This is a genomic window from Pseudomonas sp. LAP_36 (assembly GCF_019456785.1).
In the GTDB taxonomy this organism is placed as follows: Bacteria; Pseudomonadota; Gammaproteobacteria; order Pseudomonadales; family Pseudomonadaceae; genus Aquipseudomonas; species Aquipseudomonas tritici.
Genome location: NZ_JAHZMS010000002.1, coordinates 1,071,778 through 1,095,827, shown reverse-complemented (window position 1 = coordinate 1,095,827; position 24,050 = coordinate 1,071,778). Strand labels below are relative to the sequence as shown.

Sequence of the window (24,050 nt, the reverse complement as noted above, 5' to 3'; positions counted from 1 at the left end):
ACATGCCAAAGATGAAGACTAAAAGTGGTGCTGCTAAGCGGTTTCTGAAAACTGCTAACGGTATCAAGCACAAGCACGCTTTCAAGAGCCACATCCTGACCAAAATGTCGACCAAGCGTAAGCGTCAACTGCGCGGTAGCAGCTTGCTGCATCCGTCTGACGTGGCAAAAGTCGAGCGCATGCTGCGCCTTCGTTAATTTTTGGATCAAGATAGAGGAAGTAACTCATGGCTCGTGTAAAGCGTGGCGTCATTGCCCGTAAACGTCACAAAAAAATTCTGAAACTCGCTAAAGGCTACTACGGCGCGCGTTCACGCGTATTCCGTGTTGCCAAGCAAGCGGTAATCAAGGCAGGCCAATACGCCTACCGTGACCGTCGTCAGAAAAAACGTCAGTTCCGCGCTCTGTGGATCGCTCGTATCAACGCTGGTGCACGTGTTAACGGTCTGTCCTACAGCCGTTTCATCGCTGGCCTGAAAAAAGCGTCCATCGAAATCGACCGTAAGGTTCTGGCTGAACTGGCCGTGAACGAAAAAGCGGTGTTTGCTGCGATTGTCGAGAAAGCTAAAGCCACCTTGGCTTAAGTACCCCCGACAGTCACCCTGGGTTGCTCCTGCAGCCCTAGGTGGTAAACGTCATAAATAGGGGAAGAGCCTTCAAGCTCTTCCCCTATTTTGTATCTGGAGTCTGTACATGGAAAACCTGGACGCGCTCGTCGCTCAAGCTCTCGAGGCTGTGCAAAGCGCTGAAGATATCAATGCCCTGGAGCAAATCCGGGTTCACTACCTTGGCAAAAAGGGTGAATTGACTCAGGTGATGAAGACCCTGGGGAATTTGCCGGCAGAAGAGCGTCCGCAAGTCGGTGCGCTGATCAACGTCGCCAAGGAGCGTGTCACAGAGGTTCTCAATGCGCGCAAGGCGTCGCTCGAGGAGGCCGATCTTGCGGCCAAGCTCGCGGCCGAGTCCATTGACGTCACCCTGCCTGGCCGTGGCCAGACCTCGGGCGGTCTGCACCCGATCACCCGGACTCTGGAACGTATCGAGCAGTTCTTCACCCACATCGGCTACGGCATCGCCGAAGGCCCTGAGGTCGAAGACGACTATCACAACTTCGAGGCGCTCAACATCCCAGGTCATCACCCGGCCCGGTCGATGCACGACACCTTCTATTTCAACGCGAACATGCTGTTGCGCACCCATACCTCGCCGGTACAGGTCCGCACCATGGAAGCGAACAAGCCGCCGATCCGCATTGTCTGCCCAGGCCGTGTGTACCGCAGCGACTCGGATATCACTCACTCGCCGATGTTCCACCAGGTCGAAGGCCTGCTGGTTGATCGCGACATCAACTTCGCCGACCTCAAAGGCACCATCGAAGAATTCCTCCGCGTGTTCTTCGAGAAGGAGTTGGCGGTGCGTTTCCGTCCATCGTTTTTCCCGTTCACCGAGCCGTCCGCTGAAGTCGACATGGAATGCGTAATGTGCAGCGGTAAAGGCTGCCGCGTCTGCAAGCAGACTGGCTGGCTGGAAGTGATGGGCTGCGGCATGGTTCACCCCAACGTGCTGCGCATGTCCGGCATCGATCCGGAAGAGTTCTCGGGCTTTGCCTTCGGCATGGGCGTTGAGCGTCTGGCCATGCTGCGTTACGGCGTGAACGACTTGCGTCTGTTCTTCGACAACGACTTGCGGTTCCTCGCGCAATTTCGCTAGTCGTAACGAATCTTTAGGAGAGCAGGATGAAATTCAGTGAACAATGGCTGCGCGGCTGGGTAAGCCCGCAGGTAGATCGCGACGAGCTGGTTGCTCGTCTGTCGATGGCCGGTCTTGAGGTCGATAGCGTCACTCCGGCCGCCGGTGTTTTCAGCGGCGTCGTAGTGGGCGAGGTGCTGAGCACCGAGCAGCACCCTGATGCTGACAAGTTGCGTGTGTGCCAGGTCAGCAATGGCGCGGAAACCTTCCAGGTCGTGTGCGGAGCGCCTAACGTGCGCCCGGGCCTGAAGATCCCATTCGCCATGATCGGTGCCGAGCTGCCAGGCGACTTCAAGATCAAGAAAGCCAAGCTGCGTGGTGTCGAGTCCAACGGCATGCTGTGCTCCCAGGCGGAGCTGCAGGTCGGCGAGGGCAATGATGGCCTGATGGAATTGCCGGCCGACGCACCAGTGGGCGAGGACATCCGCGTTTATCTGGAACTGGAAGACGCCAGCATCGAGGTCGACCTGACCCCGAACCGTGGCGACTGCCTGTCCCTGGCCGGCCTGGCCCGTGAAGTGGGCGCGTTGTACAACGCTCCGGTCACCCGCCCTGTGGTTGCCGCTGTGCCTGCGGTACACGATGAAGTACGCCCGATCGACGTGCTGGCGCCAAACGCCTGCCCGCGTTACCTGGGTCGTGTGATCCGTAACGTCGACCTGTCCAAGCCAACCCCGTTGTGGATGGTTGAACGCCTGCGCCGTGCTGACGTGCGCAGCATCGACGCGGCTGTCGACATTACCAACTACGTGATGCTGGAGCTGGGCCAACCGCTGCATGCGTTCGACCTCGCCGAAATCAACGGCGGCATCCGCGTACGCATGGCGGAAGAAGGTGAGAAGCTGGTGCTGCTCGACGGCCAGGAAGTCAGCCTGCGTGCCGACACCCTGGTCATCGCCGACCACTCCCGCGCCCTGGCGATTGCCGGCGTGATGGGTGGCGAGCACAGCGGTGTGTCCGAGACCACCCGCGACGTATTCCTTGAGAGTGCCTTCTTCGACCAGATCGCCATCGCCGGCAAGGCCCGTTCCTACGGCCTGCACACCGATGCCTCGCACCGCTACGAGCGTGGTGTGGACTGGAAACTCGCCCGTGAAGCCATGGAGCGCGCCACGGGCCTGCTGCTGGAAATCACCGGCGGCGAAGCGGGTCCGATCACCGAAACCGTCAACGAACAGTACCTGCCGTCCGTTGCCCCGATCACCCTGCGCGCGAAGAGCGTTGAGCAAATGCTCGGCCTGGTGATCGCGCCGGCTGAAATCGAACAACTGCTGTCGGCCCTCGGCCTGGGTATTTCCTCGAGCGGGGAAGGGCAGTGGAACGTTGAGGTGCCAAGTCACCGCTTCGACATCAGCCTGGAAGTCGACCTTATCGAAGAACTGGCCCGCCTTTACGGCTACAACCGTCTGCCGGTTCGTTACCCGCAAGCGCGCCTGGCACCGCAACCCAAGGCTGAGGCGCGTGCGCACCTGCCTGAGCTGCGCCGCCTGCTGGTTGCCCGTGGCTACCAGGAAGCGGTGACCTACAGCTTCATCGATCCAAAGCAGTTCGAACTGTTCAATCCCGGTGTCGAGCCGCTGCTGCTGGCCAATCCGATCTCCAATGACATGGCCGCCATGCGCTCGTCATTGTGGCCAGGCCTGGTGAAAGCCCTTTCCCATAACCTGAACCGTCAGCAAGACCGCGTGCGCATGTTCGAAAGCGGCCTGCGTTTTGTCGGCCAACTCGACGGCCTGAAACAAGAGCCAATGCTCGCTGGCGTGGTGTGCGGTAGCCGTCTGCCGGAAGGCTGGGCGCAGGGCCGCGATGCCGTGGACTTCTTCGACGTCAAGGCTGACGTAGAAGCGGTGCTGGGCTTTGCCGGTGCTCTGGATGCCTTCACCTTCGTTCCTGGTAGCCATCCGGCATTGCACCCGGGCCAGACGGCACGTATCGAGCGCGACGGGCGTTTGGTGGGCTTCGTCGGTGCCATTCACCCTGAACTGTCGAAAACCCTCGGTCTCGACCGTCCGGTCTTCGTGTTCGAACTGGTCCTGGCTGAAGTCGCCTCGGGCAAAATGCCTAAATTCAGCGAGCTGTCGCGCTTCCCTGAAGTGCGCCGCGACCTGGCTCTGATTGCCGACCGTGAAGTGGCCGCCACTGCGGTTCTGGATGTAATCCTTGAAAATGCAGGGGAATGGCTGACAGACCTCAGGCTATTTGACGTCTATCAGGGTAAAGGTATTGATCCGCATAGAAAAAGCCTAGCAGTTGGCTTGACCTGGCAGCATCCATCGCGCACTCTTAATGACGATGAGGTGAATACCACGACACAAAATATCCTCACCTCGCTCGAACAAAGGTTGAACGCCACGTTAAGGAAGTGACGTATGGGGGCTTTGACGAAAGCTGAGATGGCGGAACGTCTGTACGAAGAGTTGGGTCTGAACAAGCGCGAGGCCAAGGAATTGGTCGAGCTGTTTTTTGAAGAAATCAGACACGCTCTGGAAGACAACGAACAGGTCAAATTGTCCGGTTTCGGCAATTTTGACCTGCGGGACAAACGCCAGCGGCCTGGCCGCAATCCAAAAACGGGAGAAGAAATCCCGATCACGGCTCGCCGTGTGGTCACCTTTCGTCCAGGGCAGAAGTTGAAGGCCCGAGTTGAGGCTTATGCTGGAACCAAGTCATAACGACGAGCTACCCGTCATCCCAGGCAAACGCTACTTCACCATTGGTGAAGTCAGCGAGCTCTGTGCGGTAAAACCGCACGTGTTGCGCTATTGGGAGCAGGAGTTTCCTCAACTCAACCCCGTCAAACGCACCGGGAACCGTCGGTATTATCAGCGCCAGGATGTGCTGATGATCCGACAGATCCGCGCGTTGCTTTACGATCAGGGGTTCACCATCAGCGGTGCGCGCCAGCGTATGTCCGGTGATGAAGCCAAAGACGACACGACCCAATACAAGCAAATGATCCGCCAGATGATCTCCGAACTCGAAGATGTACTGGTGGTTTTGAAGAAGTAATTCCGGCTTTTAAAATACTTCCACATTTCAAAAGCTTGCGGTATATTCCGGTTCGCTTCGTTAAGAAGCGAACCCAGTAACACGCCTAGTCGGGGCGTAGCGCAGTCCGGTAGCGCACTAGCATGGGGTGCTAGGGGTCGAGTGTTCGAATCACTCCGTCCCGACCATATTTTTCAGTGACTTAGCCGAACTCTAGCCAGTTCGGCTTTTTTACGCGTAGGGACTTTTGCGGGGGATCATCCCAATTTCCTCCTCAAAATGGTCAGCGCTGGCCCGCGAGAGTCAGTAGCCGACACTTTGTTCGCAGCCTCAATCAAGTGCTGCAACTCCGGGGTAGAATAGTGGCTCGTAATGCTGCCGTTCTTATGCCCCAACAACGCTTTCCGATCTTCCTCTGTCACGCTCGCCGCACGTAGCCTTCTGCCAAAGGTGTGCTTTAAGTCGTGAATCCTGATCGACCTGAATCCGGGGTGTGCCGGCGATTGGTGGGCCTTCTCCCATTTGTCCGCTGCGCGCACCCTGGCTTTCTTCCAGGCCGAGTCGTTCATTCGATGCATCGCCGTTGGCCCGAACTGATCTGGTTGCCCATACGGGAACACCAGGCATTGGTGTAGACCGCGCTGGCCATCGATGATGGACATCGCCACGTTGTTCAAGATCACCAGGCGTTCATCGCCGTTCTTCACCCCTGCGTTTTCACTCCGCCCGCCGAATCCGGCAGGTATCAGAAACACGCTGGTGTTCAGGTCCGGCACCCGTATTTCCCAATCCCACCGCAACTTGCACACTTCCTGCTCCCGGCAACCCGTGTTCACCTTATAGAGGGCCATCCTCAACAGGTGGTCGGGCAGCTCAGGGAATAACAGGGCCTGCTCTTCCCAGGACATCGGGTAGGGTTTGCGGCTCGACTTCTTTTCCTCAAGCATCGATATCATCGGCACGCTCTCCAGCCACGGCCGCTTTTCAGCATCGCGCCACTTGCGGTGACACAGGTTCAAGATCCTGACCACTCGCTGTAGGGCGATATTGACCGTCCTGTTCGATACGCCTGGCTTGACCTTTCCTTTGTCGGTCTTGCTCGGCCGCTGCCGGTCACGAATGAACGTAGCCAGGCTCCCATCATCGATGTGCGTTATCAGCAGATCGCCGATGTATGGGTCGAGTTGTTCGATGTGGGAAGCGGAAAGGCCGATTGATGCCTGGTCTTTGAACTCGACCAGGAACCGGGTGGCAGCCTCGCGCCAGGTTCGCACCTGGCGCACGCCGTAAATCTTTTCCTGCCGCAGCTTTTCCAGCCGATGAATCAAGTACTGCTCGGCTTCTTCCCTCTCGCTTGCTCCAGTGCTTTCTTGAAGTCGGCTACCTCTGACGACTTTGTCGATGTGCCAAATCCCGTTCCTCTGGTAGAGGCCCGACATTGTTTTTCGCGCCATTGTTTTGCTCCTTGGCGCCCACTGCGGGGCGGATTGTTGTCCTGATCGGTCTGCTTTTCAATTGCCATGCGTTCGATGTAGGCGTCTGCCCACTGGTCCAGCTCATGGCGGTCGAAGGCAACGCCCTGTTTTCCAATGGGGAATTCGCGGACGTGGGGGCGGACGGTGTTCTTGAACTCTTCCCGGCACATGCCGAGGTAGGCGGGTGCAGCCGACGCCCGGATGAAGCGCGGCGTGATATCTGCGGCCGGTGCCGCGTTTGCTCTGGACATAGGAATGCCTCGCCACTCTATTTATAGGTGGTGTGATCAGCTTGGATAGGGTTTAGAGTTAAGTTCTATTTCAAAGGGAGATTGCAATGGTGAGCAATGTTTCGGTGGTCGGTTCGAGCGAGGATTCTAAATATATCGCCTATGGCGACGACAGCGGGTACAACGACGCTCTTGTATTTACTTTTTTTATTTTCAAGCGAACAAAACTAAAGTCAATCGTTCGGGATATAGATGATATAAAAAGACGCTTTAAGTTTCCTCTTGGCGTAGGGATACATTGTCGAGAACTTAATAGTGGGCAAATCAGAAAGAAAAAGGGATTAGATCACCTCTCAGAAGAAGATATAAACTCAGTCCTCAATAATGTCATAACTGTCGTGAATCGTTACCAAGGACTTGCGCGGTTCGGTTACGCGTTTACAGATAAGTCCTTGGGTGCTTTCAGTTCGGGCGAGTTGGTGATGCAGTCAACGATAGGTGAGGCTGATATTGCTCTTCCTATTGCTCCGAATCCAAAAGGCATCCTTGGCTTTTTGGCCCAAATGTGTTTTGCCAATGGCCCCCAAGGAGGCCCCAATGGGCCGTGTGCAGCTGATTGCCAAATTTTTATATCTCCTGACCCAACGATGACAAAATTCATAGGGCCCAGAAGCACGCAGGCACATTATTTGACTTCTGGCTATATTGACGATGGACGCAATATTGGCAAGGTCGATAAAGTTGAACCAATAATAGGTGGCGGCAAATATCCTCAACTTCTAGATGTTGCTGACGTGCTTGCATATGTGTGTTGTCACGCAATTCATAAAGACCCATTGCAGAAGAAGTATAATCAGTTATATGACCGTTTGGAGTGGCGGGTTGGCTCCGAGTTTGTGTTGGATCCGTCTCCTTAGATCACATTTTTTATACTTGCCCGGCCTTGCTGCACTTGTCGTGGTCCCCGCTGTTGCGGGGCCTGTTGCATTTGGCGCCTTTGGCCAGGAACCCCAGCACTCCGGCGGACAGCTTGCCGTGCTGCTCATAGCGCCAACTGCCGTGGCTGTTCCTGTTCGTGCTCAATGCGCGCTTGAGCAATAGCTGCATACTGGAGATCGATCTCGCACCCAACGAACTGGAACCCTTCGCGTATGGCAGCCTTGCCCGTGCTTCCGCTGCCCATGAACGGATCCAGCACTACACCGCCGGCTGGGGTCACCAGGCGGCATAGGTATGCCATCAGGTCCGTTGGCTTGACGGTGGGGTGGTTGTTGCCCTTCGTGTCCGTGGTCTGGACTTTGCGGAGGGTGGTGCCCATCTTAAACTGGTGCCCGGGGTTGCTCAGTCCTTCATGCCTGTCGGTGCGGCTTGTCTTGGCGCAGTAGAAGAAGCGGGCAGCGCTCCCACTGTCGCCGTGAAAGGCGCCGGCCACTCGCTCGCGCATGCCGGAGTACTTCACCGAGCCGCTGAAACCGTTGGACGTGGGCTCGGTTCCAAGCACCGGTGCACTTGCTCCGGCTTCGGCGGGAAACATGGCCACCACTTCCTGGCTGCCGTCATGAATCAGGTTCGCTGGCCAGCGGCCCGATCCAGCTGCCCCGCCGCCAGCGCGAATGTTGGTTGCTCCATGCTGCTCGATCGATCGAGTGCCAGCGGAGCCCCGGTCGCCGGAACAGTTGCGGGCATAGGTCTCGTCGGTCACGCCGATGCGGCAACCGTCGACGTTCAACGCGCCAGTGCCCCACTGGGCAACGTTAGTCGCCACGGTCCCGCTGAACGGCTTGCGCGCTACACAGATCGGTTCATGCGCTGGTTTCAACGCGGTGCCCCATCCCTGGTGTGCGCCCTTGAGGTTGTGCGACTTGGGGAAGCCGCTCCCGAACACCCACATAATCTGGTCGCGGATCTCAAACCCGGCCATCTCAATGCCCACCGCCATGTGGTGGTAGGTGCGAGCTGCAGCAAATGACAGCAGGTGACCGCCAGGCTTGAGAACACGCAGGCATTCGGTGGCCCACTCAAACGTGAACGACTGAAACGCCTTCATACCACTAGGTGTTAAGTCGTACTTTCCAGCTTCCGAAGCTGTCGACCGATGCCCGCCAGTGACACCGCAAGCAGGATCAGCCGACGGCATGCTGTCGCGGTAGGCCGCTCGCGATTCAATGTCCTGGCCATCCCAGCTTTTGCCCATGAAGCGGATGCCGTAGGGCGGATCGGTCACGACGCTGTCAACGGAGTTCTCCGGCATCTGCCGCATAAGCTCGATGCAGTCACCGATAAGGATGGTGTGTTGGTTCATCCCGCCTCCTTCAACAAATCAATAACGATCTTCACGCCGCTGGCCACGCTGGCCGGTTGCTGCACGGCGTACCGGGTCAGGTCGGCAATGGCCTTTGCCCGAACCGGCTCGCGCCGGATCGATGCGCCCAGGCCCTGCACGAATTCGATGGCCCACCGCTTGCCCGCCAGCTCCATGACGCGGTTGATGGGGCCGGTGATGACCAGTTCGGGCAAAGGCTCGTTGGCCAGGACTGGCGGGAGTAGTTTGGAAGCGCGCGCGGGCGCCTGGCGGGCACGATCAAGCGCCTGCTGTGCAAATGAGTTCATGGGGGGGGCCCTCGCCGAGCTGGCGTGACAGTGGGTTATGGAGTATTTGTAGCGATTCCGGCGTTTTGCCGAAACAAGGGAAAGTTGCTATGGCATTAGACGTTCAGCGCGCAGTAGCCAACGCGAGGCTTCATTTTGATTCGATGACCGATGACGAAAAAACTCGGTGGAATCAAGCGCAACATGATGAGCATCAGAGACAACATGCAGAGTTCAGGGCAGGCTACCATGCTCAAACATGCTATCTATGTGGCCGAGATATCAAGACGGTCAGCAAAGAGGAGCCATGTCTTCACTGGCTGCTTCGCCGGGGAAAATTTAAAAATAAAGATATAAAACTGATAGCCAATAAATACGGTTACTTTCAAATAGCCGCTTATTTAAGATGGTGCGCCAACGAAGAAAAGTTTATGGCGAATGTCAATGATCTTGTCGAGGAAGCGCCTGCCGGTAAAATCCTAAGCTCCACCATCAAGTGGAAAAATATCGAATGGTCGTTCGATTGTTCACCAAACGATTTGGCCGGTCACGCAGGGAGTCACTCTGACTATCCTCATTATCATTTTCAAATGCGGATAGATGGCCGTCAGTTCATAAACTTCAACGATTTTCATCTGCCATTTAGTCGAAACGATCTATTTGGTCTTGAGTGTATGAACGTTCCGGGAATGCATCCTGGGTTCGGTACTCATGGAGCGGGAATGCAAGATGCAATTAATATAGAACCTGAAGCTATAGTTAACGCGACCCTTCGTACGGAAGAAGAGGAGAGTTCAGCATTCCATATGTCCACTGTCGCATTTTCTGCTGACAAACCTATGAGGGGAGAGGATATATATAACTTGATGCAAGAGAGTAAATCCACCGGGAGAAGCATGGCTTCACTCCTGCATGAGTTTTATAGCGAGAGTGATGTTGCTATCCAAACGATAATTTCGCCTTCCGATGCAGTTCCGGCGATTACATCACGGACAGAGCACAGCAAAAAATCATAAAGGCGATTCTGTACTCATTGTTCGGTCCGGCGCATCGGGGCGAGGAGCGCTTTTTACGGTTGGGATATGGAAACGCTCAGCGCCACCGCCACGGGTTGAACCCAGATCGGCATGCTATTGAGCATGAAGGTTTCGCCGGCCTCGGCCAGCAACAGGGTGGTGCCCATCACATGGGCAATTGCTTCGGCGGCTGCCGGTGGAACTGCATTACCGATCCGCTCGCGCCAGGCCTGGTCGCTCAGGCCGTCCAGTTCAAACCATTCCTCTGGCTCAACCAGACTTTGCAGGGCGGCCAGCTCTAGCGTGGTGAATGGCCGGTGCCAGGTGCCGTCGAGGCTTTCGATAACGCAGGTCAAGCGCTCGCTGGCTTCCGGCATGCGGGGATCTGCGACAGACCACCGGCCGTTGTCCTGGCGGGCACTGGCGGAAACGGCGCCGCACTGATCGTTCCAGCTGGTGACGCCGTAGTGCCCACCGGTGAGGTAGGCGTCTCCTTTCGTGCGCTTCATGCCTGGGCGTGGGTCCTGAACAGCGAAAGCTCCCTGGCCTGTGGTGCTGCCTGAGATAACCGTGCGCGATATGCCATCCCACTGGGCCACGTTGTACTTGGCGTGCCCAATGCCAGGGTCGCGGGGGTCTGCAACGCTGAACGTCCCTTGCCCGGGTGACTTGACGCCGATCACCGCGCCGCTGGTTTCGTCCCAGCGGCGAACACCGTATTGCTGGTATTGCAGGGCGCCAGCTCTTGCCCGTGGATCTGCTACCGAGAACTTTCCGTTCGTTGGCCCGCTGCGCGCAGCAACGGTACCGGCGGTTTCGTTCCAGTCGTGCACACCCAAGAAGCCGTCCCGGAATTGCGGAACAATGACCAGGTCGCGCAGGTAGCCGTCCTCGATCGCTAAATCATTCAGACAGCGCCAGTCTTTCCCGGCTTCGACCAGGGCAAGTCGCACCCATGTTTTCCATTGCAGCGCTGGAACCCGATGCATAGGGCCAGCAGCTTCCACGTCGCCGGCCATGGGCATGCGGCCCAAGATCGAACCGACGGACTTGAGGGTTTTCTTTTCGGGCTCGTACAGGAAGGGCGGCACCTTCTCGATGTGTCTGGCCACCAGCAAGAAACGCTTGCGGCTCTGGGCCAGGCCGCCGATGACGCCGCAGTCGTGGGTTGTTTCTGCAACTGCATAACCGTAGTGATTCAGCAGCTTGTTGATCTGGTCCAGCAGGTGCCGGCCACGGGTGGCCAGGCGCGGCACGTTCTCGAAAACGATCAACGATACCGGGTCATCCTTCCAGGCTTCGCACATCAGCCACACGCAGCGCAGCGTCAGTTCGTTGAGGGCCTGGTACTTCGGGGTCAAGCTCATCGTCTCAGACAGCAAGCCCGAGGCGCCTTTGCAGGGGCTGCTGATGAACACGGCGTCGGGGCGTTCATAGCCGGCGGCACAGCGCACGTCGCCTGGACCAGCCTCAACCCAACCCGGCGGTGGCTGCTTACCGTGGAACGCGGTGTACATGCCCAGGGTGAACAGGTCCATCAGGGTGCCGGGCACGCCAGATAGGCGCTGGAAGTCACGCAACCCGGCCGGGTCAACGTCGATGCCACCAATGCACTGCCACTCGGCCTGCATGTTGCCCACCACGGGCTTGGCTTTGTTGAACCCTTTGGCGCCGCCGCCGAGGCCGCAGCAAAAATGGAAGTGCTTGAAAATTCGCTTGAGCATCATGCGGCGGTTTCCTTATCGGAGAGTGGCAAAACGCTCGCAACGCAAAGGCCGAGTCTTTAAGATCTCGGCATTATTCGAAGGAGCGATCTGTATGAAGTTAAAGTCGGAAGTGATTGGCGGGGTTGTTACGGCAATTTATTTGGTCGGAGTCGCATTTCTTGTTTATTTGAAAAGGGACTCATTGCAAACGTTAGAACTGAACGCGATCGGTGATTTCCTCGCAGGTGTATTCGGTCCAGTCGCTTTTCTCTGGCTAGTACTTGGCTACATGCAGCAAGGTCGAGAGCTGCAGTTAAGTTCCAGAGCGCTGCAATCTCAGGCTGACGAGTTAAAGTCGTCAGTTACTAAGCAAGACGATTTAGTTAAAGTGATTAATAAATCTCTCCAGAACTATCTGCAGTCCTTGGAGCCTTTGTTGCAGCTTAAGTATGTAGAACATGGAAATTGGATTCGTGACGGCGTGCATTTCTTGAGATTTGAGATCGATATCACTAATTATGGTGCGTATTGTGAACGTCTATTGGTAACCGCTTTTTCGAACAGTAAACACAGGGAGCTGTGTGAGCTTTCGTCTTTGGGTCGATCTTCTACCTTGAGTTTTAGTATGGAGGTTTATGATTTTGATAAGTCGGTAAAACTTAGTTTAACGGTTAATTATTTTCGAGCTGATGGACTTGCCGGAAGCCAGAAATTTGAGGCTGAAGTATGTTTTTCTGAAGGAACGAAATTGAAGATAAAAAAGATAGGTTGATGTTTATGGGAGCTATTACTTGGCCTATTCATTTGATCAAAAACAAGGCACCCGTAGGCGCCTTGTGGTGTTTCGGGATGGGTTAAACGACCTCGTCCAGCGTGGCGATGACCTTGAAGCTGTGATCAAACGCCGATTCGCCCTCGGTTTCGATCTCGACCACTTTGTCATCGAGCAGGCGCAACAGCAGGGTGGCTGTCTTGTCGCTATCGATGGCCAGGCGGCTCTGGACCCAATGGCCCTTGAACGCCTTGCTGTTGGACTTGAGCACGATCAACTGCTTGGCATCGTCGTAGGTGAACTCGCCGAACTCTTTGCCCAGGTCCGCGCCGGTGTCGCCAGCACCGCCGGTGCGCTGCGCCAATTCATCGGCGGTGCCCAGCGGGTGCTGGCCGTCCGGCTCGTCTGGTCCAGCACCACCGGCCGGGAACAGGCTGCCGGTCAGGTCGCTTACGTGCAGCGGTAGGTCTGGCTGGTCACGGTCTGGACGGATGTAGTCGAGCCCGTCGTCGTAGTCGGTCGGTGCCAGCACCAGTAGACACATCTTGCCGGGCACCTTCGCCAGGGCACCACCGTTGGGGTCGTTTGCATCAATGTTCGCGGTGATGGTGATTGCCTTTTCTTTGAACTTGGCGTCGATCACCTTCACTTCGACCACTTCAACGTTGCGCGAGCTGATGATGTTGATCGCGGTGTGAGCAGCCTCGGTGGCGCTCTTGACTGCGCGGTCAATCACTTCCTGCTGGCAACCTTCGTTCAGCTTGCTCCATGGGGAGTGGATGTTCTTCACTTCGAACAGGACCATGTTCACCAGGTCGTGAACCAGCAATTCATGCGCGAGCATGGACGGTTCAAAGCCCGCCAGCTTGGCGCGCTCGATGATGTCGCGGTGTTCAGTTTTCATAGAGTGTCCTCAGTGCTTGGCGATGCGCTCAAGCTTCGATTGTTGAGCGGGGCTCAGGTTGGTATGGGCGCCGTAACGCTTGAAGCTGGCGCGTATGTTCTCGACGAATTCCAGTTCCCATTCCCCGCTGGCGTCCAGCTCAGCGGAGGCCAAGATTCCGGCGAACTCCTCGACACTGTCGTAGATGTCGAGGATGGATTGAGCAGCCATGATCAGGCTGCTACCAGTTGGGCCTGCACTGCCTGGATGTGGTTTACCAGGGCGGTACAGATGCGCGAGAAGTCGCATTCGCGGTACAGCGTTGCCCCGCGCTCACGGGCGGCAGGTTCAAACCCAAGCGAGCCCATGAAGCTGGCCGAAACGACGAAGCCGAGGCGGTCGCTCAGGTCTCCAAGCTTGAAGTGCCGGCCATCGTCGACGGGCTGTTGAACTGCTGCAGCCGTCTTGATCGGCGTGGCGGCGACCTGTGCCGGTTGTTCCGTAACCTTCGCAGGAGGTTCAACAACCGGTTCAACGACCTGCTGTTGCTGATGGGCGGCGAGCTGCTGCGCCTTTTCATCCTCTAGGCGTTTGAGATCGGCCTGCTGCTGTTCGTGATCGTTGATCCGGACCTTGATCAGCGCCACCAGGTCATCGTTGGCCTTGAGCGCCAGTTCCTGGAAGTCGTGGAACAGGAACTTGTAGTCAGCTGCCAGCTCATTAAGGCTGGCTTGGTTGACCCGGATGCCGTCGGCGATCCGGCTGGCTTCGATCTTCGCCCTGGCCAGTTCGGCGTCCGCCGCTTCCTGCAGGCTGGACACCGACTTCTTGCCCTTGATGGCGCCTGCAAAGTCCGAGGCCACACGCGGCATGCGGATGCGACCACCGAGCGTTCCGTTGATCTGGTCGATGTGATCCTGCAACGCCTTGGCCGCATCCATGACGATGTCGCTGCGGATCATTTCCTTGCGCGCCTTGACCAGCTTTTCCAGTTCTAGGCGCTTGCGCCGGGTCTCGGCCGTGATGTCATCAATCGCCTTGAACAGCACGTCGATGCTTTCGGTCTGGCTCAGGGCGTGTTCTTTCGCGGCCTTGAGTTTGTCCTCAACCTCGCTGCACCACTTGACCGTGGCGTCAGCATCAGCGAAGTCCTGGTCGGTCTTTAGCTCGGTGCTGATGTTGCTGATAACGGTGAGGGCGTGCGACTTGAAGGCGTCAAGGTTGCTGGCGGTGACCATGCCCGTAACGTCGATGCGAAGCGCAGGCAGTTGATCAGGGGCGGCACCGATTGCCTCGACCTTGGTTTCCTGCGGGACGAATTCACCCAGGTCCTGTTCGAACTGGGCCCAGCCGGCGATCAGTTCTTCACGGCGCCCCGGTACCGGGCTGTAATACATGCTGACGTACTTGTCGCGGGTGCCATCCGAGCAGACGAACAGCACGCGTTCGGCACCGCTCACCAGCAGTTGCTGCTCAAGCTGCCAGTAGTAGTGGGGCTCTAGCTCGCCGGCGCGGATCTGCGTCGCTACCTTCTCGTTCCACAGTTTGTGTTCGAACAGAACGTCCCCCAGCATCGTGGCGCCGTCCATCGAGGCCAGCAGGTTGCCGCTGGTGCCGACGATTGGGTACAGCTCTTCGCCTATATCTTCCTCGGCCAGGGGACGCGCCATTTCCTCGGTGGCGTGGCCACGGTCGAACGCGGCCTGTTGCTGCGGCGTGACGTCCGGAACAATGCCGGTCTTTTTCATCGCCAGTAGATCGTTGCGGGTCTGGAACTTCGAAACGCCCTTCATCGCGGGCGCCTCCGAAGCGGTGAAGTGACTTGCGCGAAGGGCCAGCCATTCCGGCGTTCCCTGCTGGACGTTATGCACTTTCATTGGTGGCTTCTCCTTCGATTGGGGCAAGGTCGCGAATGCGCTGTTCTTGCTCAGGGGTAACGATGTATTTGCTGGTTAGGGTCACCAGCAGGTGTTCCGGGCTGGTGCGGTTCTGCGCGATCATCCCCCGCCACTTCTCCGCGTTTTCCTCGAGCTTGCTGTCGGGGTAGGCCGGCAGCACCTTCGGCTCTTCGGTCTTGCGGGGTAGGGACTGGTTGAGCTCGCGCTCGGTTGGGATGTCCTGGACCTCTTCGGCCATCGGCATGCCGCGCAGCACGTCGGGGAACACGTCTCGCAGGGCAAACGACCGGGCACGCATTTGGCGCATACGTTTCGGGTATTGCGCCCAGGGGCCTTGCTTGCCCTTGAGGCCGGCTTGCTGGGCGTCGGTCATGCTGAACGTGCGGGTCTGTTCGTCTTCGCCGACACGCTTCACCCGGCAGGAAGCCGTCTCACCGTCGTCGGTCTCATACACGTACTCACACAGCGGCGAGCTGCGGACCAGGGCGATGACCGCGTCACCCCAGAGCGATGGGCGCCCGTTGATGACTGCAATGCTTTGCATGGCTTGCATGGGCTGCAGGCCCAGCTCCATGCCCCACTGCACGGCCACCAGGATGTTGGCGGGCTTTTTCTGAAAGTCCTTCGGGACAATGTCGGAGGCCGCGAGGAAGTCGGCGAACTTCAACGCCTCGTCGAGGTTCTGCGGCGCAAGACTGAACGTCTGCTTGATGGCTAATTCGGACACAAGAGTTTCCTTGCCGCGACGTGCGCAGCATTGAGGGGTTTAAGGGGTTATTGAGTGATCAGGCCGCCGATGGCGGGGCCCAGTAGAACGATGGTGAGGAAGGTCACGCCGACGATGGCCGAGGTCCAGCGGATGGCGCGCCGCCGGTCACGCTGTCGGGTGGTCATGGGATGCACCTGTCGCTGCGCCCGCAGTAGCTGTAATCCGGGTTGAACTCGCGGGCGTCACAGTCGAACACGTAGCTGCAGCCGCACGATCTGCAATCGGCCTGCCACGTGTTGCCAATCCGCTGCAAGCCATCTGGCTCACGATCTTGAGCAGCCTCATTGCGGTAGTTGCGCTCTATCCGGCTGTGGCGCTTGGCCTCGGCGGCGCGAATGTTGGCGGTGTCCGTCGCGTCGAACCGGCGATATTTCATGTAAACCTCGCAACCAACATGCCGCGGCGAATCTCAATGCGCAGCGGCCGGGGTAGATCGGTGACCAGAAAAAAGCCCTGCAAGTGCAGGGCGTCTCTGAGTTCGTTAACGGTTCGGCAGATGATCGTCATGCATCCCGTCCTTGCCGGCGCTCGTAAACACGGTGCAGGCGTTCGGTGTAGTAGGCGTCCTCGGCTGCGTCGATCACGCCAAGGGTGCGGAAGATCAGGAGGGCGGTGTTGGCCGAAGCCTTGACCGCGACCGCGCTGCACTCGGGGTCAATCACGCGAGCGATGAACCCCTCCAGCATGCCGACTGCCAGTTCGTGGTTGGCTGCGGCCAGTTCGTGTTGGCTGCTCATGCTGCCCACCGTTCCCGGCGCTTGCGGGCGTCGATTTCATGCCAGAGCGCCAGTTCAATCTGCTTGCGGTAGCAATGCGCCAGGGACGCAAACGACCATTCCCGGCTGCAACTCATGCGCACGCCGTCATCGTCATAGGTGACGGCAGACACAATCTTGAATTCCAGTTCCCGTTCGCCCTGGGCGTCCCAGTCGCTGTTGCTGCTGCCGGGGCAGGGCGGGTCATCTGCGAGTACGGTCACCTCCACCTGGAGGACAAACCCCTCAACAACTATTTCGTGTTCCATGGTCGCCTCCATAGGCGGGGATGGGAAAAGTGCCTGTTTTTACAGGGACAGGCTCCCTGTTTCCTCGCTTTCCACAGTCGAGGTAAAGCCATATGCTGCTTATTCCACAGTCGAAAAATAGGATGTCGTTATGTCGGAATACTTGGTGCGAGTTGAGTTGTTCGGGGCAACTGGGGAAGGCTATGAAAGTCTTCATGAGAAGATGGAAGCATTAGGGATGAAAAGGACAATCCCTTTCAGCGATGGCAAAACGTATGTAATGCCGATAGGTACCTATTTCGGCTCAAGCAGCCTTAGCGTTGTACCTTTGAGGGAAAAGGTATGTACCGTTGCAAACGCGTTATCACCATTCAAAAACGCTGCTGTCTTTGCTTGCTCCGTTCAGCCTGATCAGTGGTCGGGATTCCTCTATACGATCTGACGTGGATCTAAAGCCCGACCTTCTCCGCTTGGTGAACTGAGGGCATGTAGCTTCAAAATAGCAATCGCAATATCGAAGGCATCCTGAAAACTGATGCCTTCATCATCGGCAGATTTCTGCACTATTTCTTCGATCTGCTTCGTCTGGTTTTCAGTCATCGCTGTAGCTCCGGTTGTTTTCCCAATGCACCCGTCGCCAGGTGCATCAGTGAAAGGTTCCGGTGTTGCTGGCCGCTGTTACACGCCACCTGCGGACTGGGCGATTACTTTCTCGGGGGCCTTCGGGGCCCAACACCCAGCCGCGACACTGTCCGCTGGAAAACTGATTCGGGGCTTTGCGCTGCGCACCCTGGGACAGTTGCCATCCCTCTGGACCGTTGAGGCCGGTCCATCGCTTGCCTGTGAAACTGGGCCGGTGGTGATCCGGCAAGGTGAGGCGGTGGAGCTAAAGAGCGGTGGCTTTCGCCGTCTCGCTGCATATGCAAGCAGACTTGCACTTATAAAAGCATGCTTGTATCTGATATGCAAGTTCACTTGTGTATTTTCCTTGGGGCGAAAAAAAGCCCGCTCATCGGCGGGCTTTTGAAATTCGTAGGTTTTAGTAGCTTGAATCGAGCCATAGAGCGGCGTCGTATACGGTTTTCAGTGGGTTGTCGCGGCAATATTTTTCAACGAAGGCAGTCATCGACTCGCTATCTGGTTGCAGCTTCATAGCTGTTTTAGAGTCCATGAAGCGTTGGGTGTTTGTCCCACTCAGATAGCCCTGTAACCACGTTACAGTCAAAGCGTCCGTAAGCTCTTTTTGCCCTTTAGGCGGCTTCATGAATTTTCCGCAAGACGTTGCCCCTATACCGCTTATAGCAAATTTCGTTTCAGCGTTTGACGTCGTTGGTGTGAGGATCACGGAGCACAGTGCCACCGCGACCGCTGAAGTTTTCAAAAGCTTCGTATGCATCAAAGTAATCCCGATTTTTTAGTCGAGGCCGGTATCGGCTTCGGTCATAACTCTTGCAGCATGGCATGCTGTATTTGCCTGCACGGTATGCACTGATCGCAGCTTGTGCAGAAGCCGTTAGGTTACGGTTTCATTGGATATCTCTCGGCTTGTAAAGGCGATAGAGGAACCAGTCTTTAACAGTTCCAAGGCCGAATACTGCGAAGAACGAAACGATGTACAGCAGGAAATACGCGACCTCTGCCCATCCACCCCGCTTTGTACTCAGCCATCCATCAAGCCAATACACCGCCAGGCCAAATGCGCCGAACACTAAGAATGCAAGTGTCCAGGCGTGCTTCTCGTGAGCCTTATAGATTTTCCGATCAGCCTCGTTCAAGGTCGGCACTCCTTAAAGCTTCCTTGCGTTCCAGGCCAGCAGCACGCGGGCGTGAATGATCATTTCGGCCAGTTCAGCGCCTTTGATGTCATAGGGAGGGAACGTCTCATTATCGGAAATCATGCGCAGCATCTTGGGCAGGCGTTGCAGGCGCTTGATGTAAAGCATCCCATCCAGAGTAAAGACGTATACCCCATCTACCACCACTTCGTTGATGCCCTGGTCAACGATCAGTGGGTCACCACTTGAGAAGGTCGCACCCATGCTTTCACCGAAGCCGGTGATCACTGACAGGTTGTCGCCGTTGGTGTAGGTGATGCCTTGCTCACGTAGGTACTCAGTTCGAACGGTGATATTGCGGACCGTCTCGATATATTCCTTCGGAAGAACCTGGCCAGGACCCATTGAGGCGACCACATCGTACTGAGGAATATCAATTTCGTCGTCCCTCTGCTGTCGGGAGAAGTCGCCTATCACTACGTTGTCCATGGCACGCCGCCTCGGTGGATCGCCGACGCCATCCAGTAGCCAGTCGACCGTCGTATCCAGTCCACGGGCCAGCGCCAGCAGGTTGTGGTTTTTTATGTTCCCGGTATCCCCAGCGAACCACTGGCGCACGGCTTCATAACTGACATCGCATGTAGTTGCGATCAGCCGTTTTACGCCACGTACGCCGGTTTCAGGCTTCCGTGCCAGTACAAGTTTTGTCATTCGATCAGTGATGTTCATCTGCCCAATCTACAAGTTGGCTTGTCAAGCATGCTTGCTTATTAAATACAAGCATGCTTGAATTTGGCGTAAGAGCATTGGAGGTGCCTATGAAACGCCAAACAGCGATTGATTATTACGGCTCCATCCCCAAGCTCGCACGGGCACTCAAAATCACTTATGAGGCCGTGCGGCAGTGGGGGGATGAAGTCCCCGAGTTGCGCCAGTACCAGCTGGAAAAGCTCACGAATGGAGCACTGAAGGCCGGCCGAGAAAGCCGGTCTCAGTCGGTGGCATAGCCATGTCGACGAGCCCATTGAACCAAGAGCAGACCGTAAGGGCCCGCAAGAACTATGTGGTCCTCATGCAGAAGCTTGCATCGATCGGCAACGGCCCTGTCGCGCTTGCAGTGGGTTGCGATGAAGCAACCATCAGCCGCATGAAGCCGGAGAAGTTCCAGCAGTTCGCTGAAATCCTTGCCGTGCTGGGGTTGAAGATCGTTCCCGAGGAAATGCGCTGCTTTAACGAGCAGGACATCGCCATGTTCATCCATGGATCAAAGCGTTGGATGGAGCATATCCAGGGCGTTGATCAGCTTGAGGAGGGTTGATCGTGGCCGCGCTTCCGTACATGCAGCTGTACGTCGCCGATTACCTGGCTGACACCATGCACCTGACCACCGAGGAGCACGGTGCATACCTGTTGCTGATATTCAATTACTGGCAGACCGGGAAATCGATTCCTAAGCCACGCCTGGCGCGCATTGCACGGCTTTCCAACGACCGTTGGACGGACGTTGAACGGTCGTTGCAGGAATTCTTCACGGACGATGGAGAGGACTGGGTTCACACCCGGATTGAACGTGACCTAGACGCCGTTTATGCATCCCAAAACCAGCGCAGTGAGGCCGGAAAGGCGTCGGCACTCGCAAGAAAAAACAAGAAAGAACAGACACTTAAACGAAAAGGCAACGCCCGTTCAACGACCGTTGAAAATTCGTTGAACGAAAACTCAACGATAAGAGATACAGATACAAATACAGAAGAAGATCTAAAACCCCCTTTATCCCCCCTTCCAGAAAACCCGGTTACAGCACCTGAGCCGAAACCCAAGCGCAAATGCCGCTTGCCCGAACCCTTCAACGTGTCCGGCGACATGCGCAAGTGGGCAGCAGATCGCGCCCCCGGCGTGAGCCTGATCAACGAAACCGAGAAGTTCGTGAACTACTGGCGTGGGAATGGCCAGACCAAGGCCGACTGGATCGCCACTTGGCGTAACTGGCTGCTCAAGGCCCAGGAAGATGCCAACCGCCGTACCACGCAACCACACCGCACCAGCCAACCGCCACTGGATATGTCCAGCACCGCCTGGGCACTGGAGCCGATTCTATGAAACGCGTTTCCGATATCACCAATGGTCTCGACCCACAGCAGGCGTTGGCACAGATCCCAGCCGCCCAGCCGATCAAGGTGGACAAGCAGACCGCCGACATCGTCAACACCGTATTCGACAAGCTGCAGGGCATCTTCCCAGCTTGGCGCCAGGCATGGACCGACGACAAAGCGCTGTACAACGCCAAGCGCGAGTGGATCGCAGGTTTCATCCAGGGCGGAATCAACTCGGACGCGCAACTGGCTTTCGGTTTCCAGCAGGCCCGCAAGTCCACCAGCCCATTTCTGCCTAACGTCGGCCAGTTCGTTGCATGGTGCAACGCACCGCCAGAGGTGATGGGCCTTCCGTGTGAAGCCCAGGCATGGGACGAAGCCCGCGCAGGCAAGTACAGCCACCCGGCCGTGCGTATCGCCGCCGAAGCCACCAGCACGTTCGATCTGCACGGCGGTTCGAACAACGACAAGGCTTTGCGCCAACGCTTCGAACGCAACTACGCCATCGTCATGCGCCGCGCACAGACCGGCCAGCCACTGGAAGGGCGCATCGCCAAGGGCATTGGCCACGACAGCATGCGTCCGCGTGAGCAGGTGCAGCTGGAGTACTCCCGCCAGGAAGCCGACCGCATCGTCGACATCCTCGAAATTCCCAAAGACCCCAAAGCGTGCAGAGCACAGCTGCTGGCAACGCTCGGCATTCGGAGAGACAAGCATGCGTGATTACAGCGAATTGGAGCTGATCGCCCAGGCTGCAGTTGGGTTTACCGATGTGAGCCTGGCACCCGATGTGGTTCTTGAACTGATCGCAGAGAACAAGGCGCTGCGTAAGGATTCTGACCGGTATCAATGGCTCAGGGACAAGAGCGAGGCCGTGCATCAGTTCTACCTGAGCGTGCCGCTGTGGTTCACGGGCGTACGCTTTCGCGCTCAGGACGTGGACAACGCTATCGATGCAATGAGCATGGGAGAGCAGCCATGACCGACCTCAAGCCTGTTTCTTTCGTAGTCCCAACCGAGCCCCAGGGCAAAGGTCGTGCGCGTATCGGCAAGCCGTCTGTGACGCTCTCAACGGCGTCGTGTTCAAGGATGACGTGCAGGTTACGGACGGATCGTTTAGACGGCGCTGGGGCGCTATACCGGGCGTTCACGTACGAATTGTGCCGCTGTGCCTGTGATCGACCAGCAATACGCAAAAATACGCACCAAGGGGGATTTATGAGACTGATCAGCGCACGGCAAGCATGGCGGGAAGCGTTGCACGAAAGCCGGGACTCTGTGCTGGCAGCAGCTCAGGAGCGCATCAAGCTGGGTAAACGGGGCAGGGTGATCGGAGAAACCATGCCCTCAATGCGTGACAGCAACGGCCGGTGCGCGCACATGCTCGCTGCCGGCCTTGTGCAATCTGCGATAGGCACGTTGCCCAAGCCGTTACAGCACTTCGGACACGCGCTGTACTCGCCTGTCGCCAATGGCCAGGACATCAACGTGGCGCACGCCCTGGTCTGGCTGACCGTGGACTTCGGCGAGTGCACCGCCAAGCGCAAGGAAGTGGCGTACTGGATGGCCCTGGCCGCTATCAAGAGCCACCAGGCCGCCGTCAATGGGCGTGAAGCATGGGGCCCCGGCCGTGTGATTGAGTTTGTGCACGACTGGTACGGGACGAAGGTCAGCGTCAGCCATTGGGCGCGCGACTGGGCGACGATCTGGTCCACCATCGCCAGTACTGTGGATGCGCTGGACGCGAAGGCGTTGAAGCCGGTGGCTGCTGTTATCTTGAAAATGGCAGAGCGGCGTGTGTACGGCGCAAGCAGGTGGGACCTGCACAACCGGCAGCATGCTGCCGACTTGAGGGCGGCAGCGTATGATGCTCGCCGCGATGTAGCGCGCAATTCGCTGCGGCGGCGCCTAAACGCCATGGACACCGAGCATCTGCGCCGATGGTTCCACCGCATGAATATGTACGGTGCGGCGTACCGCGCTGAGTGGGGGAAAGACACGCAGGAGAATCCCGGACGCCACTTGATCTACAGCGATCGAGTCAGCGAGTACTGGAGACAGCGCCAGCGTGTAGGTGATGTAGGGAATCTGGCGGCATTGTCGGCTTGATTTCTCTGCGCGGTGTTGACCAGGTGTGTGGTACTGATCAGTATCTGCGGCCTGCCTTGAGTTTTGTCAGGCTGTTTCACTGGGTGCAACTCTAAAGTTTGGCTTGATTTTTCTTTTTTAGGAGCAGGGCGATAATGGACGAATCTTTAAAGAATGATTTGCGAGGACTGTTTAAGAAGGCTGCGGATTTAATTGACCGCGATAGCTTCGGACAGGAACCAAATTACACCGCCGCTTTTTTTGGGAAGCTTAAAGGTGAAAGATTTTCGCTCCCGAGTGGCGAGTATGTTCAACTGGATGCTTCAATATCTAATGACCGTGGCCCCGGGTCTGCGGAGTTCAAAACCGGTATAGATATCGGGCTTATTTTGAAATGGGTAAACGATGGCGTGGTTTACGAGAAGGCGCTGCTTATGCAGGCAAAAAACCACGTCGATACACTAAATGCATCCGAGATATTAGCCTTATTCGTTCAGTGCGCAAAAATGTCAAAGATTACCTCCAGTTACGTAGTAATGGACTGCCCTTTCGATAGAACGGTCCCAAAGGTATATGAGACTCGACCAGTCAATACGTTGATCAAACCGCCATTTTCGCTTGATGATTACTTGATCGATTGGATTTTGCCATGTTCCAGGGGCGACTATAATCCTAAGGTTGTTGATCTGGCTAAACGTGCAAATAGAGCCTTGACTATTACGACCAACAGTCCAAAGCCTACCAACACGGCCACACAGAAGAATGACAAACCTGATACACCTACTAGTGGGAAAAGACCAGGCAAAAAGCCGAAAATGTGATTTTCCAAGCGAACTGTATCTTTTGGCTAAACGAATGAAGTCTTTGCCGTCCTTGACCGTTTGGCGAGTGTTCTGATACATTTTTCGCAAGTTGCAAAGTTACGTCCAGCTCCCAGAAACCCGCCAAGTGCGGGTTTTTTGTTGCCTGGAACAATCCCCCCGAGCCCTGGCATTTGCCGGAGCTTTTTCGTTTCTG

The 24,050-nt window shown here is 56.7% G+C and carries 34 protein-coding genes and 1 tRNA gene; 18 read left to right on the top strand and 17 right to left on the bottom strand.

What is annotated here, in order from left to right:
* Positions 1-2 precede the first annotated feature (2 nt).
* The 7 genes from rpmI (at position 3) to JBO08_RS10730 (ending at position 4,924) form a co-directional block, all read left to right on the top strand.
* Positions 3-197: a 50S ribosomal protein L35 gene (gene rpmI / locus JBO08_RS10760; protein ID WP_002553160.1), complete on the top strand. Its 195-nt coding sequence runs from the start codon at positions 3-5 to the stop codon at positions 195-197.
* A gap of 29 nt (positions 198-226) precedes the next feature.
* Positions 227-583 carry a 50S ribosomal protein L20 gene (rplT, locus tag JBO08_RS10755; protein ID WP_003174975.1) on the top strand — a complete coding sequence of 119 codons (357 nt, stop codon included), beginning with the start codon at positions 227-229 and terminating at the stop codon, positions 581-583.
* 109 nt (positions 584-692) lie between these two features.
* Entirely contained in the window at positions 693-1,709 is a 1,017-nt protein-coding gene (gene pheS, locus JBO08_RS10750; RefSeq protein WP_065874065.1) for a phenylalanine--tRNA ligase subunit alpha, read from the top strand.
* Between the two features lie 26 nt (positions 1,710-1,735).
* The gene (gene pheT / locus JBO08_RS10745) at positions 1,736-4,114 is read left to right on the top strand and encodes a phenylalanine--tRNA ligase subunit beta (protein WP_220075106.1); all 2,379 of its coding nucleotides are present in this window, start codon (positions 1,736-1,738) and stop codon (positions 4,112-4,114) included.
* A 3-nt stretch (positions 4,115-4,117) separates the two neighbouring features.
* Positions 4,118-4,420, top strand: a complete 303-nt coding sequence (ihfA, locus tag JBO08_RS10740) for an integration host factor subunit alpha (RefSeq protein ID WP_002553164.1) — start codon at positions 4,118-4,120, stop codon at positions 4,418-4,420.
* Positions 4,401-4,757, top strand: coding sequence for a MerR family transcriptional regulator (locus JBO08_RS10735; RefSeq protein ID WP_003219935.1), 357 nt, complete (start codon positions 4,401-4,403; stop codon positions 4,755-4,757). The genes ihfA and JBO08_RS10735 overlap by 20 nt, the downstream gene beginning before the upstream one ends.
* Before the next feature lie 90 nt (positions 4,758-4,847).
* A tRNA-Pro gene (locus JBO08_RS10730) sits at positions 4,848-4,924 on the top strand.
* 69 nt (positions 4,925-4,993) lie between these two features.
* Here the strand turns inward: JBO08_RS10730 and JBO08_RS10725 are convergent.
* Complete coding sequence (locus JBO08_RS10725) at positions 4,994-6,175, bottom strand: tyrosine-type recombinase/integrase (RefSeq protein ID WP_258407172.1); 1,182 nt, start codon at positions 6,173-6,175, stop codon at positions 4,994-4,996.
* The gene (locus JBO08_RS28145) at positions 6,061-6,462 is read right to left on the bottom strand and encodes a hypothetical protein (protein WP_258407168.1); all 402 of its coding nucleotides are present in this window, start codon (positions 6,460-6,462) and stop codon (positions 6,061-6,063) included. The genes JBO08_RS10725 and JBO08_RS28145 overlap by 115 nt, the downstream gene beginning before the upstream one ends.
* A gap of 86 nt (positions 6,463-6,548) precedes the next feature.
* On the opposite strand from JBO08_RS28145, the gene JBO08_RS10720 reads away from it, so the two are divergent.
* Complete coding sequence (locus JBO08_RS10720) at positions 6,549-7,358, top strand: hypothetical protein (RefSeq protein ID WP_220075104.1); 810 nt, start codon at positions 6,549-6,551, stop codon at positions 7,356-7,358.
* Between the two features lie 125 nt (positions 7,359-7,483).
* On the opposite strand, the gene JBO08_RS10715 is transcribed toward JBO08_RS10720, so the two are convergent.
* The gene (locus JBO08_RS10715) at positions 7,484-8,743 is read right to left on the bottom strand and encodes a site-specific DNA-methyltransferase (protein ID WP_220075103.1); all 1,260 of its coding nucleotides are present in this window, start codon (positions 8,741-8,743) and stop codon (positions 7,484-7,486) included.
* The gene (locus JBO08_RS10710) at positions 8,740-9,051 is read right to left on the bottom strand and encodes a hypothetical protein (RefSeq protein WP_258407167.1); all 312 of its coding nucleotides are present in this window, start codon (positions 9,049-9,051) and stop codon (positions 8,740-8,742) included. Before JBO08_RS10710 ends, JBO08_RS10715 begins: the two co-directional genes overlap by 4 nt.
* 89 nt (positions 9,052-9,140) lie before the next feature.
* Between JBO08_RS10710 and JBO08_RS10705 the strand changes: the two genes are divergently transcribed.
* Positions 9,141-10,046 (top strand): hypothetical protein, encoded by a 906-nt coding sequence (locus JBO08_RS10705; protein ID WP_220075102.1) that lies wholly within the window; start codon positions 9,141-9,143, stop codon positions 10,044-10,046.
* A gap of 53 nt (positions 10,047-10,099) precedes the next feature.
* On the opposite strand, the gene JBO08_RS10700 is transcribed toward JBO08_RS10705, so the two are convergent.
* Positions 10,100-11,773, bottom strand: coding sequence for a DNA cytosine methyltransferase (locus JBO08_RS10700; RefSeq protein WP_220075101.1), 1,674 nt, complete (start codon positions 11,771-11,773; stop codon positions 10,100-10,102).
* A gap of 91 nt (positions 11,774-11,864) precedes the next feature.
* Between JBO08_RS10700 and JBO08_RS10695 the strand changes: the two genes are divergently transcribed.
* Positions 11,865-12,524, top strand: coding sequence for a hypothetical protein (locus JBO08_RS10695; RefSeq protein WP_220075100.1), 660 nt, complete (start codon positions 11,865-11,867; stop codon positions 12,522-12,524).
* A gap of 82 nt (positions 12,525-12,606) precedes the next feature.
* Here JBO08_RS10695 and JBO08_RS10690 read toward each other — a convergent pair whose 3' ends face one another.
* The 12 genes from JBO08_RS10690 to JBO08_RS10640 form a co-directional block, all read right to left on the bottom strand.
* Entirely contained in the window at positions 12,607-13,428 is an 822-nt protein-coding gene (locus JBO08_RS10690) for a DNA translocase FtsK (protein WP_220075099.1), read from the bottom strand.
* Positions 13,429-13,437: 9 nt separating this feature from the next.
* The gene (locus tag JBO08_RS10685; protein WP_220075098.1) at positions 13,438-13,638 is read right to left on the bottom strand and encodes a hypothetical protein; all 201 of its coding nucleotides are present in this window, start codon (positions 13,636-13,638) and stop codon (positions 13,438-13,440) included.
* Positions 13,639-13,640: 2 nt separating this feature from the next.
* Complete coding sequence (locus JBO08_RS10680) at positions 13,641-15,284, bottom strand: YqaJ viral recombinase family protein (RefSeq protein WP_220075097.1); 1,644 nt, start codon at positions 15,282-15,284, stop codon at positions 13,641-13,643.
* Positions 15,271-16,032 (bottom strand): recombinase RecT, encoded by a 762-nt coding sequence (locus JBO08_RS10675; RefSeq protein ID WP_220075096.1) that lies wholly within the window; start codon positions 16,030-16,032, stop codon positions 15,271-15,273. The genes JBO08_RS10680 and JBO08_RS10675 overlap by 14 nt, the downstream gene beginning before the upstream one ends.
* A gap of 163 nt (positions 16,033-16,195) precedes the next feature.
* Positions 16,196-16,450, bottom strand: coding sequence for a hypothetical protein (locus JBO08_RS10670; protein WP_220075095.1), 255 nt, complete (start codon positions 16,448-16,450; stop codon positions 16,196-16,198).
* The gene (locus tag JBO08_RS28140; RefSeq protein WP_258407166.1) at positions 16,447-16,581 is read right to left on the bottom strand and encodes a hypothetical protein; all 135 of its coding nucleotides are present in this window, start codon (positions 16,579-16,581) and stop codon (positions 16,447-16,449) included. The genes JBO08_RS10670 and JBO08_RS28140 overlap by 4 nt, the downstream gene beginning before the upstream one ends.
* A complete protein-coding gene (locus tag JBO08_RS10665; protein WP_220075094.1) occupies positions 16,578-16,811 on the bottom strand; it encodes a hypothetical protein in 234 nt (77 codons plus the stop codon). The genes JBO08_RS28140 and JBO08_RS10665 overlap by 4 nt, the downstream gene beginning before the upstream one ends.
* Positions 16,808-17,098 (bottom strand): hypothetical protein, encoded by a 291-nt coding sequence (locus JBO08_RS10660; protein WP_220075093.1) that lies wholly within the window; start codon positions 17,096-17,098, stop codon positions 16,808-16,810. The genes JBO08_RS10665 and JBO08_RS10660 overlap by 4 nt, the downstream gene beginning before the upstream one ends.
* Positions 17,099-17,506: 408 nt before the next feature.
* Positions 17,507-17,677 carry a hypothetical protein gene (locus JBO08_RS10655; RefSeq protein ID WP_220075092.1) on the bottom strand — a complete coding sequence of 57 codons (171 nt, stop codon included), beginning with the start codon at positions 17,675-17,677 and terminating at the stop codon, positions 17,507-17,509.
* A 439-nt stretch (positions 17,678-18,116) separates the two neighbouring features.
* Complete coding sequence (locus JBO08_RS10650) at positions 18,117-18,473, bottom strand: hypothetical protein (RefSeq protein WP_220075091.1); 357 nt, start codon at positions 18,471-18,473, stop codon at positions 18,117-18,119.
* A gap of 130 nt (positions 18,474-18,603) precedes the next feature.
* Positions 18,604-18,852 carry a hypothetical protein gene (locus JBO08_RS10645; RefSeq protein ID WP_220075090.1) on the bottom strand — a complete coding sequence of 83 codons (249 nt, stop codon included), beginning with the start codon at positions 18,850-18,852 and terminating at the stop codon, positions 18,604-18,606.
* Between the two features lie 12 nt (positions 18,853-18,864).
* On the bottom strand, positions 18,865-19,581 hold the full coding sequence (locus JBO08_RS10640; RefSeq protein WP_220075089.1) for a S24 family peptidase: 717 nt from the start codon (positions 19,579-19,581) through the stop codon (positions 18,865-18,867).
* A gap of 89 nt (positions 19,582-19,670) precedes the next feature.
* Here JBO08_RS10640 and JBO08_RS10635 point away from each other — a divergent pair, with 89 nt between their 5' ends.
* The 8 genes from JBO08_RS10635 to JBO08_RS10600 all read left to right on the top strand — a co-directional run bounded on the left by JBO08_RS10635 (position 19,671) and on the right by JBO08_RS10600 (position 23,854).
* Complete coding sequence (locus tag JBO08_RS10635; protein WP_220075088.1) at positions 19,671-19,859, top strand: Cro/CI family transcriptional regulator; 189 nt, start codon at positions 19,671-19,673, stop codon at positions 19,857-19,859.
* Between the two features lie 2 nt (positions 19,860-19,861).
* A complete protein-coding gene (locus JBO08_RS10630) occupies positions 19,862-20,170 on the top strand; it encodes a CII family transcriptional regulator (protein ID WP_017847636.1) in 309 nt (102 codons plus the stop codon).
* A gap of 2 nt (positions 20,171-20,172) precedes the next feature.
* On the top strand, positions 20,173-20,952 hold the full coding sequence (locus tag JBO08_RS10625) for a YdaU family protein (protein ID WP_220075087.1): 780 nt from the start codon (positions 20,173-20,175) through the stop codon (positions 20,950-20,952).
* Entirely contained in the window at positions 20,949-21,668 is a 720-nt protein-coding gene (locus tag JBO08_RS10620; RefSeq protein WP_220075086.1) for a replication protein P, read from the top strand. Before JBO08_RS10625 ends, JBO08_RS10620 begins: the two co-directional genes overlap by 4 nt.
* Positions 21,661-21,927 carry a hypothetical protein gene (locus tag JBO08_RS10615; RefSeq protein ID WP_220075085.1) on the top strand — a complete coding sequence of 89 codons (267 nt, stop codon included), beginning with the start codon at positions 21,661-21,663 and terminating at the stop codon, positions 21,925-21,927. The genes JBO08_RS10620 and JBO08_RS10615 overlap by 8 nt, the downstream gene beginning before the upstream one ends.
* A 97-nt stretch (positions 21,928-22,024) precedes the next feature.
* Positions 22,025-22,123: a hypothetical protein gene (locus JBO08_RS28440; RefSeq protein ID WP_405045941.1), complete on the top strand. Its 99-nt coding sequence runs from the start codon at positions 22,025-22,027 to the stop codon at positions 22,121-22,123.
* Between the two features lie 163 nt (positions 22,124-22,286).
* Positions 22,287-23,054 carry a hypothetical protein gene (locus tag JBO08_RS10605; protein WP_309304402.1) on the top strand — a complete coding sequence of 256 codons (768 nt, stop codon included), beginning with the start codon at positions 22,287-22,289 and terminating at the stop codon, positions 23,052-23,054.
* A 134-nt stretch (positions 23,055-23,188) separates the two neighbouring features.
* On the top strand, positions 23,189-23,854 hold the full coding sequence (locus JBO08_RS10600; RefSeq protein WP_220075083.1) for a hypothetical protein: 666 nt from the start codon (positions 23,189-23,191) through the stop codon (positions 23,852-23,854).
* Positions 23,855-24,050: the final 196 nt, after the last annotated feature.